Annotated in this window: 23 protein-coding genes and 2 pseudogenes; 11 read left to right on the forward strand and 14 right to left on the reverse strand. The window is 72.6% G+C overall.

From position 1 onward, the window contains the following. Positions 1 to 102: 102 nt before the first annotated feature. Together J8M51_RS41350 and J8M51_RS41355 are read left to right on the forward strand one after the other, a co-directional pair. Complete coding sequence (locus tag J8M51_RS41350; protein ID WP_086764128.1) at positions 103 to 1239, forward strand: NADH:flavin oxidoreductase; 1137 nt, start codon at positions 103 to 105, stop codon at positions 1237 to 1239. A gap of 106 nt (positions 1240 to 1345) precedes the next feature. Continuing rightward, positions 1346 to 2896: a carboxylesterase/lipase family protein gene (locus J8M51_RS41355; protein WP_086764126.1), complete on the forward strand. Its 1551-nt coding sequence runs from the start codon at positions 1346 to 1348 to the stop codon at positions 2894 to 2896. Positions 2897 to 2910: 14 nt separating this feature from the next. On the opposite strand, the gene J8M51_RS41360 is transcribed toward J8M51_RS41355, so the two are convergent. Continuing rightward, the gene (locus J8M51_RS41360; protein ID WP_267299973.1) at positions 2911 to 3840 is read right to left on the reverse strand and encodes a hypothetical protein; all 930 of its coding nucleotides are present in this window, start codon (positions 3838 to 3840) and stop codon (positions 2911 to 2913) included. Between the two features lie 234 nt (positions 3841 to 4074). Here J8M51_RS41360 and J8M51_RS41365 point away from each other — a divergent pair, with 234 nt between their 5' ends. Continuing rightward, a complete protein-coding gene (locus tag J8M51_RS41365) occupies positions 4075 to 4695 on the forward strand; it encodes a hypothetical protein (protein WP_143673529.1) in 621 nt (206 codons plus the stop codon). Positions 4696 to 4707: 12 nt separating this feature from the next. Here J8M51_RS41365 and J8M51_RS46395 read toward each other — a convergent pair. The 4 genes and pseudogenes from J8M51_RS46395 to J8M51_RS41380 form a co-directional block, all read right to left on the reverse strand. Beyond that, a pseudogene (locus J8M51_RS46395) lies at positions 4708 to 4821 on the reverse strand (mycothiol transferase); the annotation flags it as partial. Then, positions 4773 to 4991: pseudogene (locus J8M51_RS41370) on the reverse strand (mycothiol transferase); the annotation flags it as partial. The pseudogenes J8M51_RS46395 and J8M51_RS41370, both read right to left, overlap by 49 nt. A gap of 43 nt (positions 4992 to 5034) precedes the next feature. Further along, positions 5035 to 5301: a DUF397 domain-containing protein gene (locus tag J8M51_RS41375; RefSeq protein ID WP_267299974.1), complete on the reverse strand. Its 267-nt coding sequence runs from the start codon at positions 5299 to 5301 to the stop codon at positions 5035 to 5037. Then, a complete protein-coding gene (locus tag J8M51_RS41380; protein ID WP_086764828.1) occupies positions 5285 to 6124 on the reverse strand; it encodes a helix-turn-helix domain-containing protein in 840 nt (279 codons plus the stop codon). Before J8M51_RS41380 ends, J8M51_RS41375 begins: the two co-directional genes overlap by 17 nt. A gap of 108 nt (positions 6125 to 6232) precedes the next feature. On the opposite strand from J8M51_RS41380, the gene J8M51_RS41385 reads away from it, so the two are divergent. From J8M51_RS41385 to J8M51_RS41395, 3 genes are all read left to right on the forward strand, one after another. Beyond that, positions 6233 to 6478, forward strand: a complete 246-nt coding sequence (locus J8M51_RS41385) for a hypothetical protein (RefSeq protein ID WP_086764823.1) — start codon at positions 6233 to 6235, stop codon at positions 6476 to 6478. Further along, the gene (locus J8M51_RS41390) at positions 6475 to 6681 is read left to right on the forward strand and encodes a hypothetical protein (protein ID WP_086764826.1); all 207 of its coding nucleotides are present in this window, start codon (positions 6475 to 6477) and stop codon (positions 6679 to 6681) included. The genes J8M51_RS41385 and J8M51_RS41390 overlap by 4 nt, the downstream gene beginning before the upstream one ends. A gap of 64 nt (positions 6682 to 6745) precedes the next feature. Next, positions 6746 to 7588, forward strand: coding sequence for a SecDF P1 head subdomain-containing protein (locus J8M51_RS41395; protein WP_267299975.1), 843 nt, complete (start codon positions 6746 to 6748; stop codon positions 7586 to 7588). 26 nt (positions 7589 to 7614) lie between these two features. Here J8M51_RS41395 and J8M51_RS41400 read toward each other — a convergent pair whose 3' ends face one another. Then, positions 7615 to 8193: a hypothetical protein gene (locus J8M51_RS41400; RefSeq protein WP_216590388.1), complete on the reverse strand. Its 579-nt coding sequence runs from the start codon at positions 8191 to 8193 to the stop codon at positions 7615 to 7617. Positions 8194 to 8379: 186 nt separating this feature from the next. Between J8M51_RS41400 and J8M51_RS41405 the strand changes: the two genes are divergently transcribed. After that, positions 8380 to 8604, forward strand: coding sequence for a type II toxin-antitoxin system VapB family antitoxin (locus J8M51_RS41405; RefSeq protein ID WP_267299976.1), 225 nt, complete (start codon positions 8380 to 8382; stop codon positions 8602 to 8604). Next, positions 8601 to 9017, forward strand: a complete 417-nt coding sequence (locus J8M51_RS41410) for a PIN domain-containing protein (RefSeq protein WP_267299977.1) — start codon at positions 8601 to 8603, stop codon at positions 9015 to 9017. The genes J8M51_RS41405 and J8M51_RS41410 overlap by 4 nt, the downstream gene beginning before the upstream one ends. A 27-nt stretch (positions 9018 to 9044) precedes the next feature. Here the strand turns inward: J8M51_RS41410 and J8M51_RS41415 are convergent, their stop codons facing one another. The 3 genes from J8M51_RS41415 to J8M51_RS41425 form a co-directional block, all read right to left on the reverse strand. Further along, complete coding sequence (locus J8M51_RS41415) at positions 9045 to 9278, reverse strand: hypothetical protein (RefSeq protein WP_086758888.1); 234 nt, start codon at positions 9276 to 9278, stop codon at positions 9045 to 9047. A 207-nt stretch (positions 9279 to 9485) separates the two neighbouring features. Then, the gene (murQ, locus tag J8M51_RS41420; RefSeq protein ID WP_086758886.1) at positions 9486 to 10457 is read right to left on the reverse strand and encodes an N-acetylmuramic acid 6-phosphate etherase; all 972 of its coding nucleotides are present in this window, start codon (positions 10455 to 10457) and stop codon (positions 9486 to 9488) included. Positions 10458 to 10532: 75 nt separating this feature from the next. After that, on the reverse strand, positions 10533 to 11483 hold the full coding sequence (locus tag J8M51_RS41425; RefSeq protein ID WP_086758884.1) for a MurR/RpiR family transcriptional regulator: 951 nt from the start codon (positions 11481 to 11483) through the stop codon (positions 10533 to 10535). 55 nt (positions 11484 to 11538) lie between these two features. Here J8M51_RS41425 and J8M51_RS41430 point away from each other — a divergent pair, with 55 nt between their 5' ends. Both J8M51_RS41430 and J8M51_RS41435 read left to right on the forward strand, forming a co-directional pair. After that, complete coding sequence (locus J8M51_RS41430) at positions 11539 to 11922, forward strand: hypothetical protein (protein ID WP_086758882.1); 384 nt, start codon at positions 11539 to 11541, stop codon at positions 11920 to 11922. Next, complete coding sequence (locus tag J8M51_RS41435) at positions 11919 to 12191, forward strand: DUF4031 domain-containing protein (protein ID WP_086758881.1); 273 nt, start codon at positions 11919 to 11921, stop codon at positions 12189 to 12191. The genes J8M51_RS41430 and J8M51_RS41435 overlap by 4 nt, the downstream gene beginning before the upstream one ends. Here the strand turns inward: J8M51_RS41435 and J8M51_RS41440 are convergent. The 4 genes from J8M51_RS41440 to J8M51_RS41455 all read right to left on the reverse strand — a co-directional run bounded on the left by J8M51_RS41440 (position 12181) and on the right by J8M51_RS41455 (position 16391). Then, positions 12181 to 13068, reverse strand: a complete 888-nt coding sequence (locus tag J8M51_RS41440; protein WP_143673285.1) for a hypothetical protein — start codon at positions 13066 to 13068, stop codon at positions 12181 to 12183. The two genes, J8M51_RS41435 and J8M51_RS41440, sit on opposite strands and share 11 nt — an antisense overlap. Before the next feature lie 155 nt (positions 13069 to 13223). Next, positions 13224 to 14327 carry a GNAT family N-acetyltransferase gene (locus J8M51_RS41445; RefSeq protein WP_086758877.1) on the reverse strand — a complete coding sequence of 368 codons (1104 nt, stop codon included), beginning with the start codon at positions 14325 to 14327 and terminating at the stop codon, positions 13224 to 13226. Between the two features lie 29 nt (positions 14328 to 14356). Beyond that, positions 14357 to 15598, reverse strand: a complete 1242-nt coding sequence (locus J8M51_RS41450) for a Cmx/CmrA family chloramphenicol efflux MFS transporter (protein ID WP_179203252.1) — start codon at positions 15596 to 15598, stop codon at positions 14357 to 14359. Positions 15599 to 15662: 64 nt separating this feature from the next. Then, on the reverse strand, positions 15663 to 16391 hold the full coding sequence (locus J8M51_RS41455) for an HD domain-containing protein (RefSeq protein WP_236067862.1): 729 nt from the start codon (positions 16389 to 16391) through the stop codon (positions 15663 to 15665). Between the two features lie 231 nt (positions 16392 to 16622). On the opposite strand from J8M51_RS41455, the gene J8M51_RS41460 reads away from it, so the two are divergent. Continuing rightward, the gene (locus J8M51_RS41460) at positions 16623 to 17300 is read left to right on the forward strand and encodes a maleylpyruvate isomerase family mycothiol-dependent enzyme (RefSeq protein WP_267299978.1); all 678 of its coding nucleotides are present in this window, start codon (positions 16623 to 16625) and stop codon (positions 17298 to 17300) included. A gap of 28 nt (positions 17301 to 17328) precedes the next feature. Here the strand turns inward: J8M51_RS41460 and J8M51_RS41465 are convergent, their stop codons facing one another. Continuing rightward, positions 17329 to 18135: an SGNH/GDSL hydrolase family protein gene (locus J8M51_RS41465; RefSeq protein WP_267299979.1), complete on the reverse strand. Its 807-nt coding sequence runs from the start codon at positions 18133 to 18135 to the stop codon at positions 17329 to 17331. Between the last annotated feature and the right edge of the window lie 38 nt (positions 18136 to 18173).

Genomic DNA, 18173 nt, shown 5'->3' on the forward strand with positions numbered 1-18173 from the left:
GGAATTTCCGGGACCCGAGGGGCGGTTGTGCGGAGGGACGCTATATGCGTGCGCATGGAAAGCATCCCCCGCTCCCGTCTCCCCCCTTCAAGGAGTCCCCACGTGACCACCGCCTCCACCGCCTCCACCGCCTCCTCCCGGGCCGCCGAGATTCTGGCCCGCCCCGTGACGATCAACGGGCTGACCGTGCCGAACCGGATCGCCATGGCGCCGATGACGCGTGTGTTCTCGCCCGGGGGCGTGCCCGGCGCGGACGTGGCCTCGTACTACGGGCGGCGGGCCGCCGCGGGCGTCGGGCTGATCGTGACCGAGGGGACGTACGTCGGGCACGAGACGGCCGGTGACCTCGACGGGGTGCCCCGGTTCGCCGGGGAGGAGCAGCTCGCCGGGTGGGCGAAGGTCGCGGAGGCCGTGCACGCCGGGGGCGGCACGATCGTCCCGCAGCTGTGGCACATCGGGACCGTCCGGCAGCAGGGCAAGCTCTTCCCCGAGGCCCCCGTCCTCGGCCCGTCCGGGCTGCGGCCCGACGGCACCGAGGCGGCCGGCGGCCGGGCCATGACCCAGGCCGACATCGACGAGGTCGTCGAGGCCTTCGCCAAGTCCGCCGCCGAGGCCGAGCGCATCGGCATGGACGGCGTCGAGATCCACGGCGCCCACGGCTACCTCATCGACCAGTTCCTCTGGGCGGGCACCAACCGCCGCACCGACGCCTACGGCGGTGACCTCGTCGCCCGTACGAAGTTCGCGGCGGAGGTCGTGGCGGCCGTACGGGACTCGGTGTCGGCCGACTTCCCCGTGATCTTCCGCTACTCGCAGTGGAAGCAGGAGGCGTACGACGCGCGCCTCGCCGAGACGCCCGAGGAGCTGGAGGCGCTGCTGAACCCGCTGGTGGCGGCCGGTGTCGACGCGTTCCACGCATCCACGCGCCGCTACTGGCAGGCGGAGTTCGAGGGGTCCGAGCTGAACCTCGCGGGCTGGACGAAGAAGCTCACCGGCAAGCCCACCATCACGGTCGGCTCGGTCGGTCTGGACGGGGAGTTCCTCGCCGCGTTCGCCGGTGAGGGCGCGACGCTGAAGGGGATCGACGACCTGCTGAACGGTCTGGAGGCCGAGGAGTACGACCTCGTCGCCGTGGGCCGCGCGCTGCTCCAGGACCCCGAGTGGGCGGCGAAGGTGCTCGACGGCCGCTTCGGCGAGCTGAAGGCGTTCGAGCCGGCGGCGCTGGGGTCGCTCAGCTGAGGCCGGGAACCCCGCGGGGGTCGACCTCAGTTGATTGATTCAGGCAAGCTTATGGATGGGCCTGAATCAGCCGGGCGCCCGTGCGCCCGGCAGTGAGGAGTCGACGATGGCGGCAGTTGACAGTCTTGTCGTACGCACCGCGGCCGGTGCCGTGCGGGGCCGGGCGGAGGACGGGCTCACCGTCTTCCGGGGCATCCCGTTCGCCGAACCCCCGGTGGGGGAGGCCCGGTTCGCGGCGCCCCGGCCGGTGTCCGCGTGGGAGGGGACCCGGGAGGCGTACGCCTTCGGGCCGCCGCCCCCGCAGGACCTGGGCATCCAGGGTCGTACGGGCACACTGGACGCGCCCACCGGCGACGACTGGCTGACCGTCAACGTCTGGACGCCCGACGCGGACCCGGCCGCCCGCCGCCCGGTGATGGTGTGGATCTACGGCGGCGCCTACAAGCTCGGCCACTCCGGCAGCCCCGGCTACGACGCGCGGCATCTCGCGCGCGCCGGTGACCTGGTCGTCGTCACCTTCAACCACCGCGTCGGCATCGAGGGGTTCGCGAGCCTCGACGGGGCGCCCGCGAACCGGGGGCTGCTGGACCAGGTCGCCGCGCTGGAGTGGGTGCGGGACAACATCACCGCGTTCGGCGGGGACCCCGGGCAGGTCACGGTCTTCGGGGAGTCGGCGGGCGCGGGGTCGGTCGCCTCGCTGCTGGCCATGCCGCGCGCCCGGGGCCTGTTCCGGCGGGCCATCGCGCAGAGCGTGCCCGGCACGTTCTTCTCCGACGCGCTCGCCCGGGACATCGCGGCCGAGATCGCCAAGGAGGCCGGGCTGCCCCCGACGGCCGCCGCGCTGTCCGCCGTCGACCCGCGCCGGCTCACCTCGGCGGGCGAGGCGCTGGGCGCGAGGATGGCGCGGTACGAGGACCGCTGGGGCCAGGCGGCGCCCACGGTCACGCCGTTCTCGCCGGTCGTCGACGGGGAGATACTGCCCCGCACGCCCTGGGAGGCGCTCGCGGCGGGCGAGGCCCGGGACGTGGAGCTGATGGTCGGTCACAACCGTGACGAGTTCCAGCTGTTCCTGGTCCTCGGCGGGCAGCTCGACAGGATCGGCGAGGACCGGGCTGACTGGGCGCTGCGGATGTTCGCGCCGGGCCCGGACGGCGCGCGCGCCTATCGCGCGGCCTACCCGGACGCCACGCCGAGCGCGCTCTACGCCCGCGTGCAGACGGACTGGCTGTTCAACATGCCCACCCTGCATCTGGCCGAGGCGCAGCTCGCGGGTGGCGGCCGGGCGCACGTCTACGAACTGACCTGGCCGGCCCCGGGCTACGGAGGTGTGCTCGGCGCGTGCCACGGCCTGGACATCCCGCTGCTGTTCGGTACGTACGAGGCGGACCTCGGCAATCTGCTGTTCGCGGGCAGCGGGGTCCCGCCGGAGGCCAAGGCGCTCACGGACCAGTTCCAGACGGCGTGGACGGCGTTCGCGCGGACGGGGGAGCCGGGGTGGCCGGCGTACGAGACGGCAGGTGACGGCGGGGGCGACAGTGGGGACGGGGTCCGGCTGACGCGGGTGCTGGATGTGGAGCCCGAGGTGAGGCCGTATCCGGACGAGGTCTCGCGGCGGCTGTGGGAGGGGCACGAGTTCGCGGCGCTGCCGCTGCGCTGAGCGGGACGGCCGGGTCAGCCGGCGTGGGCGTGGGGGCGTGGGGACGGTTGTTGTGACATCGCCGCACGGATCTGGGCCGCGTGGGTGTGGACCGCCGTGGCTGGGAGGGGCGCGTTGGGGCGGGTGGGGGCGCGCTCGCCCCGGCACGCGCCGCAGACGCCGCCCGGGAGGGCTTCCGGGCGGCCCGGGGCGCGGCAGTGGGCGCATTCGAGCATGCGGAGGGGTGGGGGTGGGGTCGGTTCCGGTTCGGGGTTCCGTACCTGTACCGGTTCTGGTTCCGGCGGGAGTTTGTCGCGCAGGCGGGTGCGGATGAGGGCCGCCGGGCTGTGGACGGGGGTGGGCAGGCCGGCGGTCAGGGCCCGTCGGATGTGCTCCTCGGTGGCGCCGCGCTCGAACCACGGGGTCAGCAGCGGTGCCAGGGCCACGCAGTCGGCCTGGGAGAGCGACAGGGCCGGGGTCGTACGGCCGAGGGCCGCGAGGAGGATCACGGCGCGGGAGCGGGTGGGCGGCGGTTTGTACGACTCCTCGGGTACGTCACCCCGCGTGAAGCTCGCCCACCAGGTGTCGTCCCGCGCGGTCCGGGTGAACCACGTTCGGGTGATCCAGTGCGAGGTGCCCGACTTGGCGGTCAGGTGTTCGCGTCCTCTCCTCAAGTGCCCCGCGTCCTGGAGCCTGTTGAGGGCGGTCCGCAGCGCGCACTGGCCGTACGGCAGCTCCTTGGCCAGTGTCTTTACGCTGATGTCGGCGCCGTCGGGGAGGCGGTCGAGGTATGCGGCGATGGCTGCTTCGCGGGGCGGGAGGTCGGCGAAGTCATGGGCCGTCCGGGGGAGTTGTCCGGGGGCGGTGCGTTTGCCGTAGCCGGGGGCGGCGAGGGGGTGGGGGTGCGGAGGGTGCGGGTCCGCGTGCGCGGGCAGAGCGGCGCCACTAAGGTTGGCATCAGCCATGGGATCGAACTCGTCTTTCGATCTTGTAGGTCAAGCCCCCGCAGGTGTTGGTAGCACCGGGCGGGGGCTGTTTTGTCTGCGGGCACCGTATCAGCATCGTCACCGTGCGTGGCAAGTCGAACGCGGCAAGTCAACTCGCCGGGTGGGAGGGTGGGTTGAGGCCCATCTCCCATTCCTTGAAAAGAGGGCTCGATGCTGGAGACTTGAGCTTCGGGGATGCATTCGGGGGTGCTGATGGGCGACAGACGTGTGCGGAAGATGTTGCGGAAGATGGAGAGCGGGGAGCCCGTACGGCTGGTGTACGGCATGTCGACGATGAAGGGGCTCAGCCGGCTCGCCTTCGTCGCCGGGCAGTTCGGGTACGAGTACGCGGACCTCAACATCGCGGCCGACAACAAGATGTCGTTGAGCATCGTGCCCGACCCGAGCCCCGAGGGTCGGGAGCGTGCCGCGCGGAACCGGGCGCGTTATCCCGACGCGCGGGACGGGGGCGCGTTGCCGCCCGTCGTGCCCGAGGAGGCCGAACTCCTCAGGGCCCGCATGGTGTTCGACCTGGGCCATCAGTACACGGACAAGCAGCGGGCGGCCCTCGCGGGGTTCGGCTTCACCGGGCTGTCCGTCGGCCTCGGGCTCGCGTTCGCGGACAGCGGCCTCGGGTTCGCCGTCGGGGGCGGCAGCTGGGCCGTGTTCATGGCGTTCACGTGGTTCGGGCTCGGCGCGAACCGTCGTCGCAACGTCGAGTACACCGCCCGCCTGGAGGCCGCCGGTTTCACGCCGACGACCGACCAGGGCGGGCGGCTGCGGTACCTGCCACCGGGGAGACAGCTGCCGGGGCACGGCAACCCGTTCGCCTAGCGGCCAGGGGGCTCAGCCCATGCTCTTCGCACCGTCCAGGGCTTCGCGGATGATGTCCGCGTGACCGGCGTGCTGGGCGGTCTCGCCCGCGACGCGTTCAGGTCGGGCAGCGTGGCGACGAGTGCGTCGGTGCGGTCGCTCACCTCGGCGTACTCCGCGAGTACGCCGGTCAGCGTCTCGCCGGGCAGCATCCGGAACTCGTCGGCGCGCTTCGCCCAGTCCGCCTCGGTCAGCTCGGTGAAGTCGGGCATCGTCGAGGGCCCGTCCACGATGAACGCGGCCCAGCCCCGCTCCACCGCCGTGACGTGCCTGATCAGACCGCCGGGCCTCTTGGGCGAGTCAGTCGCGCTTCAGGTCTTCGACGAACGAGACCCAGGCCTCCGGCCGGAACACGAGCGCCGGGCCGGGGTTTTTGGAGTCCCGCACGGGGATGTGGGGGCGGTGGGGGTGGGCGACGGTGGCTTCGAGGCAGTTGCCGCCGTCGCCACCGCTGTGCGTCGACTTGCGCCAGCGGGCGACTTCCAGACAGTCGTCATTCGCGCTGCCGCTGTAGCTCGACTTGTGCCATGCGGCGCCGCTCAGGTCGCGCTCATGGAAGTTCTTCATGCGTGTAATCCTGGGCCACGGTTTCCAGCATGGCTAGGGACTTCTCCGGCGAGAGCGAGACTGCTGTGAGGAACTCGTGGGTGCGACGCTGATACCGGACGGTGGCGGGATCGTCCTCCAGGCGTCCAGACCCGACGCCCTCGAAGTACAGCAGCGTCGGGGCGTCCGCGAAGTCCATCAGCTTGATAGAGCCTTCCATCGCGGCGTGGGCTCCCGCGTCGAACGGCAGTACCTGCAAGATGATCCGGTTGCAGCGGGCCAGGGCGGCGATGTGGCGCAGGGCTTCCGCCATCACTGCTGGTCCGCCTGTCACGCGACGGATGATCGCCTCGTCCAGCACGGCCCAAAACAGCGGACTTGTTTCACCTTCGAGGATGCGGGCCCGCCTGATCCGGCGTTTCACCTTGGCTTCGATCACCTCCTCCGAAGCTGTGGGGGCGTACGCGCGGAACACGGCCTGTGCGTACGCGGGAGTTTGCAGAAGCCCGGGGATCACTGTCGGCTCGTACTGCCGGATCTCCGTAGCTGCGGCTTCCGCTTCGCTTGCTTCGGTGAAGTGCTCCGGATAGTGGGACTTGGCCACTGCCATGCAGTTCCGGCTGAAGAAGTCGCCTGTGTCGAGGGCGACATCGATGAGGCGGGCGATGTCTGGCTTCAGGCGCCGCGTTGCTGCTTCCAGTTGCCCCACGAACGTGCCGCTCACGAACAATTGCTGGCCCAACTCCTCCTGGCTGAGCCCAGCCTTCTCCCGTGCGTGGCGTAGTTCGGCTCCCAAGAGCGCCCGAGGTGATGACGACGGGTCCAGATCCTTCGGTCCGGGCATGGCCACAGCTCCCTGTCCAGCAGATTCCGTGTTGGGGCGTCGTATCTGGCCAGGCTAGAGACGAATCCGCCACGCTGTGTGCCGAATCGGAAACCCAGCGTGGAGGGCATGGAGGACATGGACGTGAAGAACAGAGCCGCGGCGAAGATGCGGACCACCGCGCGGTCGACCGAGGAGGCCGTCGCGCAGCTCGATCACGCGTTGCGCGGTGTCGGGATCGTGCTGCCCTCCCTCCGCGTCGACCCGATCACCGGAGCCAGCGAACTCCCTTACCCCCTGGTCGAGTTGGGCTGCTGCAACCTCCAGGTCGCCGCCAACCTCGCCGCCGTCCTGCGCAAGGCGGCGGAGACGTGACGCGACGGTCGTACGCCGTGGACGTACGCGACGGGCGGCTCGGCGAGGTGATGGGCCGCGAGGGCGGTTACGTGCAGCTGAGGCCGGTCGGCGGCGGCCGGGAGTGGGACTGCCCACCGGGCGCGCTGCGCGAGGCCGCCCCGGCGGAGGTGTTGCGGGCCCGGGTGCGCGGGGTCAACGCGCAGGGCCGGCTGCCGTGTTGAGGTCCGCTTCGCGGGGTGGCCGTGCCAGGCTGGACGGTCACGGATCGAAGGGCGGGGGACGGTCATGCGCAGAGTGCTCGGGCTGGTGTGTCTGGTCGGGTTGATGTGCGGGTGCGGCGGCTCGGACGGTGACGCGAGCGGCGGCGCGACGGCCTCCGCCTCCGCCTCCTCCGCTCCTTCCGCCGGCTCCTCCGCCTCGGACGCCGGCCGGGGGCGTCGGTCCTTCGTGACGTTCTCGGTGGCCGAGCCCGTCGGGTCGGCCGCACTGGACCGGGCCGCCGGGCTGATGCGGGACCGGGCGGAGGACGCGGGGCTGACCGGGGTCGAGGTGAAGGTCGAGGGGCGGCGGCGGATCACGGTGGCCGGACCGGCCGACCGGGTGGGGTCGCTGAAGTCCCTCGGCGCCCCCGCCGAGCTGGCGTTCCGGCCGGTGCTGAGCCAGGAACCCACGGAGAACGAGGAGGCGTGCGCGGCGGACGCGGTCGCGGACGCGTCCGCGTCGCAGCCGGTCACCGCGTGCGGCGAGGCGCAGGACGTGCTCCAGAGCTACCGGCTGGACGCCGTCGCCCTGTCCGGCACGGACGTGTCGGACGCGGAGGCGGACTTCGACGAGCAGCAGGGGTCGGGCTGGTTCGTCACGCTGGACTTCACCTCGGCGGGCGCGGCGAAGTTCACCGAGGTCACCGGGCGGCTGGCCCAGCAGGCTTCGCCGCAGAACCAGTTCGCCATCGTCCTCGACGGCACCGTGATCTCCGCGCCCTATGTCGCCTCCGCGATCACCGGCGGCGAGGCCCAGATCTCCGGCAGCTTCACCCGTAGCGAGGCCGAGGAGCTCGCGGCCAACCTGGACACGGGCGCGCTGCCCGTACGCCTGACGGTGTCATCGGTGACGACGCTGCCCGGGTAGGCCCTGCCGCCCCGGACCCCGCCCGCTCACACGCCCCCCATCGGCTCGATGTCCATCCGGACCGGCTCGCCCCAGATACGGGTGACGTCGTAGTCCGTGAACTCCTGGACCAGGCGGTAGGCGATCGCCGGGCGCGGGCCCCTGCGCTGGGCGGCGAGATACAGCTCGGCCTCGCGGCGGTCGCGGCGGGGGGTGCCGCAGAGCTGCCAGACCTGGCCGTTCCACGACTCGGGGAGCCAGCGCTGCTGGGGCTGCGGGCGGTCGTCCCGGACGCCGTAACGGGAGGGGGCCTGGGCGGCCGGGCCGGTGGGGCGGGGAGGGCCGTAGCTGTCGTTGAGCTGGGTGCGGCGGGCGGTGCGGCGGCGGGTCTCGCAGAGGAGGCAGAGGTCGGGGGCCTCCTTGTCCACCGGGCCGTTCGGGTGCTCGGCGCAGCGGGTGGTCGGGGCGGCCGTCGTGACCGTCTCGTCCAGCAGCTCCAGCGCTCGGGCGATGTCCGCCTTCACCTCGTGCAGCCGGGCGTCCGGGGTGTCGGCGTTCAGCGAGTCGCCGTGCTCCCCGAGGAGACGCAGGGCACGGCCGAGGGCGGTGAGCTGGGCGTGGTTCACGGGCTCGGACCTTCCCTGGGGTTCTGGGGGCGGGGATGACATCAACTGTTCCCACCACCGTGCCACACCCCACTGACACCACCGATGACACCACCGACGGTCCCGATGAGGCCGGGGCCGACCGAGGCTGCCATGTACAGTGGCTGGAGATATCGCCGATGATTCTGTACATCACGGAGGGGTCGCATGTCTCTGACGCATATCGACATCGACGACGAGGCCCTGGAGACCGCCAAGCGCCTGGGTGGGCACCGCACGAAGACCGCCGCGGTGGCGAAGGCCCTGGAGGAGTACAACCTGAGGCTCCAGCGCGCCACTGCCCATGACAAGTACTTCGAGCTCGCCCAGGAGTGGGACATCGAAGGGGCCGAGGCCGCGCACCGCGCGGACAAGGAGGCCCACCGCGCGTGAGCGGCTATCTGCTGGACTCGTCGGCCCTGTGGCGCCTGCTCCGGGACCGGCATCTCCACGACATGTGGCGGCCGGTCGTCATAGACGGCGACATCCGCTCGTGCTATCCGCAGCGGGCGGAGTTCTTGAGGTCGGCACGCGGCCTCAAGGAGTACGAGGCGTACAGCGCTATGTTCGCGGAACTCTACGACGACATCTCCGTCCCGAAGGGGGCGCCCCACTGGATCGGCGGCCTGCAGCTGCGGGCCGCCGAGCGGGGTGAGCATCAAGCGCTGTCCGCCGTCGATCTGCAGATCTGTGCCGCCGCCGCGCACCACGGTCTTGTCGTCCTGCACGACGACAGGGATTTCGTGACCGCTGCTCGCCTGGCGGTCGAACTGCGGCAGCTCAATGTGCATCAGGGGCCGCTGTAGGGCCGCGTCGGGGGCATCCGGGGACGCTCACGGGTGGTTCATGTCCGACGTCCCGCAGTCGTTCGCCTCCGGCTCGGCCCGGCAGCGGGTCAGGTCCGCGCGGAAGGCCAGGCCCGCCGAGACGAGGAGTGCGGTCAGGGCGCTCGCGTAGAGGATCCGCCAGGGCAGCGCGGGGCGCTCGGGCCCGCGCATGGTCGGCAGACCTATGACCAGCAGGAAGAAGGCGGCGAAGAACAGCAGGACGCCCAGCAGGGCCAACATCCTCGGACTCCCTCGGTCGGGCCGCGCCAAGGTGGCGGCAGATCGAGGCTGGCAGAGATCAGGGCTGGTGGCGTCCGCGATTTCCCGTACCCGAGCTACGTCATCGCCACCGCGCGCCCCGGACCGCGCGCCCGCGCGCCTCGGCCCGCCGGAAGCCCGCCGGAAGCCCGCCGGAAGTCGGCCGGAACGCCGGGGCCGCGCGTCGCCTCAGCCCGTCGGACCCGTCAGCGCCGCCGCCAGCGCCGCCCGCAGATGCCCCGCGTTCTCCGTCAGCAGCCGGGCCGCCGTGGGTGCGTCCACGCCGCTCAGGATGGTGAGGATGGCGTTCTTGACCTGGCCGTTCGTGGCGGTGAGGGCCGTCTCGATCTCGGTGTCCGTCGCGCCCGTGGCGAGGGCGACGATGCGGTGGGAGCGGGCCCGGAGCTTGTCGTTGGTGGCGCGGACGTCGACCATCAGGTTCCCGTACGTCTTGCCCAGCCGGATCATCGTGATCGTCGACAGCATGTTGAGGACCAGCTTCTGGGCCGTGCCCGCCTTGAGCCGGGTCGAGCCGGTGACCAGCTCCGGCCCGGCGACGATCTCGATGCCGTGGTCCGCCGCCGCCGCGAGCGCGCTGGACGCGTTGCAGGACAGGCCCACCGTCAGCGCCCCGGCCGCCCGCGCGTGCTCCACCGCGCCCACCGCGTACGGTGTGCGCCCCGACGCCGAGACTCCCACCACCGTGTCCTCCGGCGTCAGCCCCAGCGCGTCCAGATCCGCCCGCGCCAGCTCCGCCGAGTCCTCCGCCCCCTCGACCGAGGTGACCATGGCCTCGATCCCGCCCGCGATCAGGCCCACGACCTGCGACGGCGCCGTGTTGAACGTCGGCGGGCACTCGGACGCGTCCAGCACCCCGAGCCGCCCGGCCGTGCCCGCGCCCGCGTAGATCAGCCGGCCGCCCCGGCCCATCCGCTCCGCGATCGCGTCGATCGCCGCCGCGATCAGCGGCAGCTGCACGGCCACGGCCGTCGGCACGGTCGCGTCCTCCGCGTTCATCAGCTTCGCGATGTCCAGCGTCGGCAACCGGTCGATGTCCGCCAGGTCCGGCCGGAACGCCTCCGTCGTCAGGGACTCCAGCTCGGCCCGCACGGCGAGGTGGTTGGAGAGCGGGAAGGGGGCGGCGTCGTGGGAGGTGGCCATGGTGACTCATTCCGTGCGGTGCGGTGCGGTGTGGTGCCCTGGAGTGCGACGGAGGCCGGACGAGGCGGGCGCCGGCTACCTCGACGGTCCGCCGACCCGGTGCCGGTGCGCCAGCGCCTCGTACGACGCGGACAGCGCGGGGGCCGCCGACTCGTACGTACGCTGGGCCACGCCGATGAACAGGCAGTCCACCACCAGCAGCTGACTCGTCCGGGACGACATCGCGGCCGGCCGCAGCTCGCTCTCCCGGGCCGTGGACGTCGTCAGGACATGGTCGGCGTACTGGGCCACCGGTCCGTCCGGCCGTCCGGTGATCGCGATCGTCGTGGCCCCGTGGTCGAAGGCGACCCGCAGCGGCTCGATGACGTCGCCCGTCGAGCCGGAGTGGGTGATCGCTATCGCCACGTCCTTCGCGCGCAGCTGCACCGCGTTGGTGACGGCGAGGTGCGGGTCGCTGTGCGCGTGGGCTATGAGCCCTATGCGCAGCAGCTTCTGCGTGAGGTCCTGGGCGACCAGCCCGGACGCCCCGACGCCGTAGATGTCTATGCGGCGGGCCCCGGCGAGCGCCGCGACCGCCGAGCCGAGCTGGGCCATGTCCAGTCCGGCCGCCGTGTCCGCGAGGGTCTGCTGCTCGTCGTACGCGAGCTTGGCGACCACGTCGGGCAGCGGGTCGTCGACGGCGATGTCGGCCGTGACCGAGGGGGCGCGGCCCGACTGCTGGTGGGCGGCGAGACCGGCGAGGGCCAGGCGGAGATCGCGATACCCGGGGTAACCGAGGAGGCGGGCGGTGCGGACGACCGTCGCCTCGCTGGTGCCGGTCAGCTCGGCGAGGCCGGTGACGGTGAGCGCCGCGCAGCCCGCCGGGTCGCCGGCCACGGCCTCCGCGACGCGCTGCATCGAGCGGGTCATGGAGGGTGCCAGGGTCCGTACCTTCGCCGCGAGGGCGGCGGGGGCGGGGGGTGCCGGAGCCGGGGACGCGGGTGGCGTCGACGCCGGTGCGAAAATTTCCTTCACGTCATCGCTCACATCTTGAAAGATATTTTCTGTCCGGGGGTGAGGTCAAGGGCCGCACAATGGACCCATGAGTACCGGCAGTGACCCCGTGAGCCCCCTTGAGCAGGCGCTGCACGCCGCCCGCGCCCTCGTGCTCGCCGATCTGGTGTCCGGCGAGGTCGCCGAGGCGGACGTCGTCTCCATGGTCGAGGACTCCGTCGTGCAGCGCCGGTGGTGGGTCGAGCAGTGGCCGGACGGGGTGGCGTACGTCGCCGGGCTCGTCGCCCAGGACGTCCAGGACGCCCTGCTCGAACGGTACGGCCGCTGGCCCCTCTGCCCCGTCTGCGGCGACGGCGACCCGCACGCGCTCGACGTGGAACCGGAGCTGGGCCCCGATCCGCGGTGGGTGTGCCACAAGGCGGGCGTACGGGTCGCGGCGCTGGGCGCGCTGGGCGGGGCGGCGGCCCCGTGACCCTCTACATCGACCCGCCCACCTGGCCGGGCCACGGCCGGATGTGGTCGCACCTCGTCAGCGACGCGTCCTTCGACGAACTGCACGCCTTCGCCCGGGAGTTGGGCATACCCGAGCGCGCCTTCGAACGCGACCACTACGACATCCCGTCCCACCGCTACGTGGAGGTCGTCCGGGCGGGCGCCGTGGAGGTCGGCTCGAAGGAACTGCTGCGGCGGCTGACGGGGGCGGGGCTGCGCCGGCCGAAGCGGCGCGGCATCAGTCGGTGAACACCGGCTCCAGCCCCTTCCACCAGGTGATCAGCGCCGCCGGGTTGCTGCCCGTCACCTGGAAGATCGCGTCCCGGTCGTAGTAGGTGCAGACGATGACGTACTGGGTGCCGTCGGGCGTGTAGCAGGACATGTCGCCGGTGGGGTCGCCGGAGTCCGACTCGTACCAGGAGCCCCGGACGTTCCACGTCAGCGAGCAGTCGCCCTCCTGGAGGGTGCCGCCGTAGGCCCGGTAGACCTCCTGCTGCTTGCTGCGGGACGGGTACACGGCGACGCTCGCCTTCGTCGTGACCGGGCCCATGGTGACGGTCTCCGTGGTCACCGTGCAGGTCAGGGCGGCGTCCGAGCCCGGCGCCGGCTGGCTCACACAGCTCTCGCGCGTCCACTGGCCGTCGTTGAGCGAGTCGCGCAGTTCGCGCTCGGCGGAGGTGAGACCGTCACCGCCGCCTCCGGAACCGCCGTCCGCGCCGCCCGAGTCCGTCCCGGCCGAGCCGGTCCCGCCGGAATCCGTTTCCCCGCCGTCCGTGCCACCGGTGTCCCCGCCCGTCTCCCCGCCGGTCTCTCCGGCCGTGTCACCGCTCGTGCCGCCCGCGTCGGAGGCGCCGTCCGTCGATCCGCCCGCCGTGCCGCCCGTGTCGGCGTCCACGTCCTCGCCGCCGGTGCCGCCGCTCGTGGTGCTGCCGACGGTCGTGCCGCCGTCCGAACCGCTCTTGCCGGAGGTCGCCGCCGTCACCACGAAGCCGATCACCGTCAGCAGGCTGCTGACGACCAGGCTGATCACGGCGATGCGGGCGGTCCGGCGCCCGTGATCGGCGTCCGGATCGGGCAGGGGCGGTCCCGGTGACGGCGGCGGTGACGGCGGCGTGGGCTGACTCATCGTGATCCCCCGATCCCCCGATGTGCGCGAGCGCGCGCGACGCTTTCGCGCCGCACTGACGGCATTCGCGCCGCTCTGACCGAATTATCGGGACCGCGAGAGACCCCCGGACAGGGAAAACGGCAAGAATCCGGAAGGGTTGGGCCCGGCGTACGTCAGGCGCGCAGACGGAGTTCGTACGCGAACTGCTCCCCGTGCTCCCCGTCGCCCCAGTCCTCGCTCACCTGGTCGAATCCGGCCCGTGAGACGACGCCCTGCGAAGGGGAGTTGGCCTTGTCGACGACCGCGAACAGCGACCGTACGTCGCCCCGCTCCTCGGCCCGCCGCCGCGCCCAGCCGACCAGCGCGCCCAGCGCCTCGGTCATGTAGCCGCGCCCGCGCGCCCCCTCGACCAGGTCGTAGCCGACCTCGACACGGCCCTCCTCGTCCGGGACGCCGTGGTAGCCGATGGCGCCGACGGCCAGCCCGTCCTCCTTGCGCACGAGCACGAACATGCCCCACTCCGGCCGGTGCACCCCCGCCTCGTACGCCTGGAACACCAGGCCCGCGCCGACCCGGGTGCCGTCCACCGGGCCGCCCACGATCCAGTCGAAGCCGCCGGTGCCGCCCTCGGCGAGATCGGCGGCGGCGGCCGGATGGACGCCCTGGAGGACGAGCCGCTCGGCGTCGATGTGCAGCGGGTTGTTCCACTGCCATCCGGTGACGGGCGCGCGCCCCGGCAGGTCGCCCCGGCCGGTGGCCCACAGCAGTGTCGCCCAGGGGTCGTCACCGGGCATGACGTACGGGAAGAGCCGTGCGAGGACGGTCTCGCACAGGTCGACGGACGGGACGGACGCGGACGCCGGGAGGCCGAGGCCCTCGGTGATGTCGTACGTGTGCAGCAGCACCTCGGCGACACCCATCGCCGCGAAGCCCTCGCGGTCGGCGGCGCGGAACGGATACGGGTGGTAGGCGCGGACCTCGCGCGGGGTGGCGGTGACCGTGGCGGAGAGCAGGACGCCCGTCGTCCGGATCACCTCCAGGAGGTCGGCGTTCGTCTCGCACTCCGCCATGTCGATCTCGAACGGCACGTAACGGGCCGTGGGTCGCCCCGCCAGCTGCCCGGCGTACGCGATCAGGTCCGACGCGATGTGCTCGGCGGTCTCCCGGCAGTTCCAGTCCAGCCGGCCCGCCTTGGCTCCCTGCCAGTCCTGGTCCAGCGCCGTCCCCAGTACCGCGAGACAGTGCTCGACGGCTTCCCGTACCTGTTCCCCGCCCATTGGTCGCATGGCCGCGAGGATAGGCGGGGTCAGACGTCCGTACGTACCGGATTTACGACGCCGTCCGTGCCCGAGTCGGTGGTGGTGGCTGTGGTGGCGGCCTTGGCCACCAGGCGGGAGGCCCGGGTGCGGCGGTGCAGACGGAGCGAGACGGCGGTCGTGCCGAGGGCGGCGGCGGTGAGGGCGCCGCCCGCCCACGCCGTGGCGGCGAAGCCCTGGCCCGCGTCGATGACGACCCCGCCGATCCAGGGTCCACCCGTGTTGCCGAGGTTGAACGCGGCCGTGGTGGTGGCTCCGGCGAGGGTCGGGGCGGCGCCCGCGACGTTGAAGAGGCGGGCGTTGAGGGCCGGGGCGGTGTAGAACGCGGACACCCCGAGGAGGAAGGAGAGGAGGACGGCGGCGACCGCGTACTGGGCGAGCAGCGCCAGGGCGACCAGGAAGACCGTGGACGCGGTGATCCCGCTGAGCAGCACCCCGAAGAGGTGCGCGTCCGCGACGCGGCCCCCGACCGCCGTGCCGACCAGCGCCCCGATCCCGAAGAGCGCGAGCACCGTCGGCACCCAGCCGTCGTCGAGCCCGGCCACGTCCGTGAGCAGCGGCGCGAGATAGCTGAACGCGCAGAAGACACCGCCGGCGGCCAGCGCCACCACCGCGATGGAGAGCCAGACCTGCCGGTCGCGGTAGATCCGGGCCTCCCGGCCGAGCCGGGGCCGCTCCTCGGGCAGCGGGATGGCCGGGACCAGCGTGACGACACCGGCCAGCGCGACCGCCGAGGCCACCGCCACCGCCCAGAACGCCGACCGCCAGCCGAGGTGCTCCCCGAGGAACGCGCCCGCCGGTACGCCCAGCACATTCGCGATCGACAATCCGCCGATCATGATGGCCAGCGCGCGGGCTCGGGCGTTCACCGGCACCATCGCCACGGCCACGGCCGCTCCGACCGCCCAGAACCCGGCACAGGCGAGCGCGCTCACGATCCGGGAGGCGAAGAGCACGGCGTAGTTGGGTGCGAGGGCACCGGCGACCTGTCCGAGCCCGAAGACCAGGATGAGCGTGACGAGGGTCGTACGCCGGGGCAGCCGCAGCGTCGCCACCGCCAGCAGGGGCGCGCCCACGACCATCCCGATCGCGAACGCGGAGATCAGCAGCCCCGCCCGGGGAATGGACACGTCCATGTCCTCGGCGATCGGCGGCAGCAGCCCCGAGAGCATGAACTCACTGGTCCCCAGCGCGAAGACGGCGAGACCGAGGACGTAGACGGAGAGGGGTATGCGGAAGCGGGCGTCGTCGGGCGCGGCGGCGGCGGATGAGGACATATTCATGGGCAACAGACGGTCACGGGATCGCATTCCCCGCCGGCGGTCCCGTCAGTTCCGCCAGCTCCGCCCGCAGGTTCTCGCGGGCCCGTGCCTCCCACTCCCGCTCACCGTGGGCGGTCCTGAACAGCCTCGGCAGGGCGAGGAGTCGGCGGAGCACGTCCGCGCGGCCCGCCCGGAACGCGTCGTCGGGCACGAACCCGTACTCCTCCCGCACGGCGGCGGCGTAGGCGGCGTACGCGTCCGGCGCCGAGGCGAGGATCGCGAGGTCCGCGTCGCACAGCACCTGCCCGTTCGGGTCGTCGTCGGCGGGGGCGTGCGTCACGGTGAGCCGCACCAGCCGGGCCACCTCCGCCGTCCGCTCCGCCGGAACCCCGGCCTCGGACAGCGCCCGCTCGGCGAGCCGGGCCGAGCGCTCCTCGTTCTCCGACCGGTCCGGCAGATACACCGCGTCGTGGAACCAGGCCGCCAGCCGCACGAGGTCCGCGTCCGCCGCGTACTCCTCCAGCACCTCGATACGGTCCAGCACCGCCGTGAGGTGGTCGAGGGTGTGGTACTTCCGCTGCGGCTCGGCCCACCGCGCGATCAGCGCGTCGGCGTACGGCCCCGCCGCGGGCTCACAGGCCCCGTCCCGCGCGGAGAGCAGCGCGGGCAGCCAGCGGTAGTGCAGGGCCCGCCTGCGGGACTCGTCGAGCGGGAGCGGGCCGGGGGCGCCAGGGCTGCCGGGGGCGTCAGGGTCGTCGGACATGTACGCATTGTGCCGTGGCCGTGCGTAGGGCGGTGCGCTCCCCTAGGCCCTGTCGTCGAATGCCCGCCTGCCCCGCGACGCCATGCACGCACTCTCACCGCACCGGGCCCTGACCCGAGTACGTCCAGTACGCGGATCAGGGCCCGGCACGCCGAGAGCACGCACCTGACGCCGCGGGGCCGCCCTTCGGGCGACGACGGGAATTCGACGACAGGGCCTAGCGTGGGTCCCATGACCACTGTGGCTGACACACACGACGACCGTGACCCCGAACTCCCCGCCCGGCTGCTGGCCGGTGAGCGGGACGTGCTGGTGCCGCTGTTGCGGGGGCGGCCGGAGGGGGACTTCGGGGCGGGGACCTGTTGTCCGGGGTGGAGTGTGCGGGATGTGCTGGCGCACTGCTCGGCCGCGCTGTCGCGGGTGGTGGAGGACCGCTTCGAGGAGGGCGTGTTCACTCCGGAGGCGAACGACCGGGACATCGCCGAGCGGGGCGAGTGGCCGCTCGCCCGGATCGTGGACGAGCTGGAGCGCGGGATGACCGAGGCCGGGCCCGTGATCGCGAAGGCCGGCGGGAGGCTGGACGGCATCGCGCTCGGGGAGTGGGTGCACGCCGGTGACGTACGCGAGGCGTGGGGCCTGCCCGGAGCGTACGGCGGCGCGCAACTCGGCCCGGCGGTGGAGCTGTTGGCCCACATCACCCGGGCCCGCGCCACCCGCCCCCTGCACGCCGACCTCGACGACACCGACGCGCCCCTGCTGCTCGGCGCCCCGAGCGGGGAGGCGCCGCCCGCGCGCTATCTGGGCGACGCCACCACCCTCGTACGCCTCTACACGGGGCGCCGCCCACCGGCCGGGACGTCGTACGAGCTGGCCGGGGCGACCGAGGCCGACCTCAACCTCTACGGCTGAGCCCGGCCGCCGCACGGCCGTCGGACGATCAGCCCCAGAGGGAGAGGAACTTCGCCGCGTAGCCCTTCTCCTGGCCCGCCGCGTTCGGGTGGAAGGTCGCGGCGGACTCGCCCAGGTTGAGGCCGTGCACCCACGGGTCGGTGCCGCAGGCGCCGTGGCCGGTGAACTGCGTACGCATGTCGACGAAGTGGACGCCCGCGTTGATCGCGGCCTTCCGGCCGCCCTCCGCGAGCGCGTCGGCCAGCCCGTTCATCCCGGCGCGCTTCTTGGCGCTCAGCTCGATCGGGCTGCACACCCCGGTGGTGGACAGGGCCTGCGGATAACCGAAGACGAGCACCAGGGCCTTCGGTGAACGGGCCTTGATGTCCTTGTACAGGCCGGTGAGTTCAGCCACCAGCTGGTTCCTCGCGTAGATCGACATCCATCCGGTGGCGAGCGTGCAGGCGTTCTCGGTGTCGGTGAGGCACGTCTGCACCACCGTCGAGAACTGGGCGTCGTTCCCGCCCACGGTGAGGGTGACGAGGTTCGTGTTCGCGCTCAGCGACGACAGTTGCTCGGCCCGCACGTCCGCGACGGTCGCGCCGCTGCATGTGGCGTCCTCCAGCGCGTACTCGGGGTTGGCCGCCGCCCACAGGTGCGGGTAGTTCTTCGTGCTCCGCTTGCAGTCACCGCTCGCCGGGTCGTACGACCCGGCGCCGACACCGGAGGCGTACGAGTCGCCGAGCGCGACGTACTCCACGGTCGGCGTCGCCGCCTGGGCCGGGGCGGCGCCCGCAGCGGCCAGCCCTGCGAACGTCATCAGGGCGGCGGTGACGGCCGACGTTAATCTGCGCATGTTCTTTCTTCCTCTTCACCGTTGTGACGGAACCGACC

Source organism: Streptomyces griseiscabiei (assembly GCF_020010925.1).
Lineage (GTDB): Bacteria > Actinomycetota > Actinomycetes > Streptomycetales > Streptomycetaceae > Streptomyces > Streptomyces griseiscabiei.

What these genes read in the sequence shown, in the direction of transcription:
- J8M51_RS41455 (WP_236067862.1), bottom strand. Translation starts at nt 16,391, where the DNA reads ATGTCCGACGACCCTGACGCCCCCGGCAGCCCTGGCGCCCCCGGCCCG.
- J8M51_RS41365 (WP_143673529.1), top strand. Translation starts at nt 4,075, where the DNA reads ATGGGCGACAGACGTGTGCGGAAGATGTTGCGGAAGATGGAGAGCGGG.
- J8M51_RS41360 (WP_267299973.1), bottom strand. Translation starts at nt 3,840, where the DNA reads ATGGCTGATGCCAACCTTAGTGGCGCCGCTCTGCCCGCGCACGCGGAC.
- J8M51_RS41385 (WP_086764823.1), top strand. Translation starts at nt 6,233, where the DNA reads ATGGAGGACATGGACGTGAAGAACAGAGCCGCGGCGAAGATGCGGACC.
- J8M51_RS41445 (WP_086758877.1), bottom strand. Translation starts at nt 14,327, where the DNA reads ATGGGCGGGGAACAGGTACGGGAAGCCGTCGAGCACTGTCTCGCGGTA.
- J8M51_RS41465 (WP_267299979.1), bottom strand. Translation starts at nt 18,135, where the DNA reads ATGCGCAGATTAACGTCGGCCGTCACCGCCGCCCTGATGACGTTCGCA.
- J8M51_RS41355 (WP_086764126.1), top strand. Translation starts at nt 1,346, where the DNA reads ATGGCGGCAGTTGACAGTCTTGTCGTACGCACCGCGGCCGGTGCCGTG.
- J8M51_RS41395 (WP_267299975.1), top strand. Translation starts at nt 6,746, where the DNA reads ATGCGCAGAGTGCTCGGGCTGGTGTGTCTGGTCGGGTTGATGTGCGGG.
- J8M51_RS41440 (WP_143673285.1), bottom strand. Translation starts at nt 13,068, where the DNA reads ATGAGTCAGCCCACGCCGCCGTCACCGCCGCCGTCACCGGGACCGCCC.
- murQ (WP_086758886.1), bottom strand. Translation starts at nt 10,457, where the DNA reads ATGGCCACCTCCCACGACGCCGCCCCCTTCCCGCTCTCCAACCACCTC.
- J8M51_RS41405 (WP_267299976.1), top strand. Translation starts at nt 8,380, where the DNA reads ATGTCTCTGACGCATATCGACATCGACGACGAGGCCCTGGAGACCGCC.
- J8M51_RS41375 (WP_267299974.1), bottom strand. Translation starts at nt 5,301, where the DNA reads ATGAAGAACTTCCATGAGCGCGACCTGAGCGGCGCCGCATGGCACAAG.
- J8M51_RS41415 (WP_086758888.1), bottom strand. Translation starts at nt 9,278, where the DNA reads ATGTTGGCCCTGCTGGGCGTCCTGCTGTTCTTCGCCGCCTTCTTCCTG.
- J8M51_RS41460 (WP_267299978.1), top strand. Translation starts at nt 16,623, where the DNA reads ATGACCACTGTGGCTGACACACACGACGACCGTGACCCCGAACTCCCC.
- J8M51_RS41380 (WP_086764828.1), bottom strand. Translation starts at nt 6,124, where the DNA reads ATGCCCGGACCGAAGGATCTGGACCCGTCGTCATCACCTCGGGCGCTC.
- J8M51_RS41430 (WP_086758882.1), top strand. Translation starts at nt 11,539, where the DNA reads ATGAGTACCGGCAGTGACCCCGTGAGCCCCCTTGAGCAGGCGCTGCAC.